The sequence below is a fragment of the Streptomyces sp. YIM 98790 genome, assembly GCF_011421595.1.
In the GTDB taxonomy this organism is placed as follows: domain Bacteria; phylum Actinomycetota; class Actinomycetes; order Streptomycetales; family Streptomycetaceae; genus Streptomyces.
Genome location: NZ_WTLH01000357.1, coordinates 1 through 2,170 on the forward strand (window position 1 = coordinate 1; position 2,170 = coordinate 2,170).

Below are 2,170 nucleotides of genomic sequence, written 5' to 3' on the forward strand. Positions count from 1 at the left end.
GCCGCCACCGGCGACCGCGCTCCCGGCCAGGCGGCCGGCACCCCGGCCGCCCCCGCCAGGCCGACGCCCGCGGGTTCCCGGCTGGCGCTGCGCAACTGGCGCATCTCCACCCGGCTGGTCTCGCTGATCGCCCTGCCGGTGGTCGCGGCGACCTCGCTGGGCGCCTTCCGTATCCAGGAGTCGATGGAGAACATCGACCAGCTGGAGAACATGCGTCTGCTCACCGACATGACGCACCACGCCACCCTGCTGGCCGCCGCGCTGCAGGAGGAGCGCGACCGCTCCGCCGGCCCGATCGTCAGCGGGCGCACCGCCAAGCACGACGACGTGGTCAGCTCCCGGGACGCCACCGACGCGGCCCGCCGCGCCTTCGCCCAGGCCACCTTGTCGATCGACCCCAACGACGACGAGCTGGCGGGCATCAACGCGGCCGTGCTGGAGATCGGCCGGCAGCTCAACAAGATCACCTCCATCCGGGACGACGCCTACGACGACCCGGCGTACATCTCGCAGACGGTCAGCGCCTACAACCAGCTCATCGAGTCGCTGCTGTCGCTGTCCCAGGACATGGCCCAGGCCACGTCCAACCAGGACATGATCCGCTCCACCCGGGCGCTGGCCGCGTTCTCCTCCGCCAAGGAGCAGGCCTCCATCCAGCGCGCCATGATCACCGCCGGTTTCGCACGCGCCGAGACGGACGGCGGCCGCGCCGCGCTGTCCCCCTCCGACTGGCGGTTCGGCAAGACCGCGATGGAGAACGAGCGCGCCGACCTGCGCAGCTTCCGCGAGCTCTACGGCAACAACGACCGCTCCCAGGAACTGCTCCAGCCGATTTCCGGCGGCATCGTCAACATCGTCGCCGCCGAGCAGCTGGCCGAGGCCGTCTTCACCAAGGAAGACAACATCCGCAACCAGTTCCGGACCTACCTGGACTGGTTCGAACTCGATCGCACCAAGATCGAGGCGATGGAGAAGATCGAGCGCGAGCTGCTCGACGAGATGGAGAAGCAGGCCGGCGAACTGCGCACCGAGGCCCAGCGGGACGCCATCCTCAACGGCGCCATGATCCTGCTGGTGCTGGGCATCTCGCTGGTGGGCGCCTTCGTGGTGGCCCGCTCCATGGTCCGCACCCTGCGCCGGCTGCAGGACACCGCCCAGGAAGTCGCCCACAAGCGGCTGCCCGAGGTCGTCAAGCAGATGTCCGAGGCCGACAACCCGGAGGAGGTGGACACCTCCGTGGTCTCGGTCGGTGTCTACACCCGGGACGAGATCGGCAAGGTGGCCCAGGCGTTCGACGAGGTGCACCGAGAAGCGGTCCGGCTGGCGGCCGAGCAGGCCCAGCTGCGGGGCAACGTCAACGCGATGTTCACCAACCTCTCGCGCCGCAGCCAGGGCCTGATCCAGCGGCAGCTGTCGCTGATCTCCGAACTGGAGTCCCGCGAGGCCGACCCGGACCAGCTCGCCTCGCTGTTCAAGCTGGACCACCTGGCCACCCGCATGCGCCGCAACGGTGAGAACCTGCTGGTGCTCGCGGGTGAGGAGCCCGGCCGCCGGTGGACCCGCCCGGTCCCGCTGGTCGACGTGCTCCGGGCCGCCGCCTCCGAGGTGGAGCAGTACGAGCGGATCGAACTGTCCGCCGTCCCCAAGACCGAGGTGGCCGGCCGCGCGGTCAACGACCTGGTGCACCTGCTGGCCGAGCTGCTGGAGAACGCCACCTCGTTCTCCTCCCCGCAGACCAAGGTCAAGGTCACCNTCGTTCTCCTCCCCGCAGACCAAGGTCAAGGTCACCGGCCACGCCCTGCCGGACGGCCGGGTGCTGGTGGAGATCCACGACACCGGCATCGGCCTCTCCCCGGAGGACCTGGCCGAGATCAACGAGCGGCTGGCCAACCCGCCCACCGTGGACGTGTCGGTCTCCCGCCGGATGGGCCTGTTCGTGGTCGGCCGCCTGTCCCTGCGGCACGGCATCCGGGTGCAGCTGCGCCCCTCCGACTCCGGCGGCACCACCGCCCTGGTGATGCTGCCCGCCGAGGTGGTCCAGGGCGGCCGGAACGGCAAGCCCGGCGCCCAGGCCGGCGCCGCCCGCACTCCCGCGGGGGCGCCTCCCGGGCCCGACGGCCGCGGGGGCGGACCGGCCACCGCGACGCTGCAGCGCGAGGCCCCGATGCCC

General features: G+C 71.3%; 1 pseudogene. It reads left to right on the forward strand.

The window, feature by feature from the left end:
• Window positions 1-2,170, forward strand: a pseudogene (locus tag GQS09_RS27965) (nitrate- and nitrite sensing domain-containing protein); the annotation flags it as partial.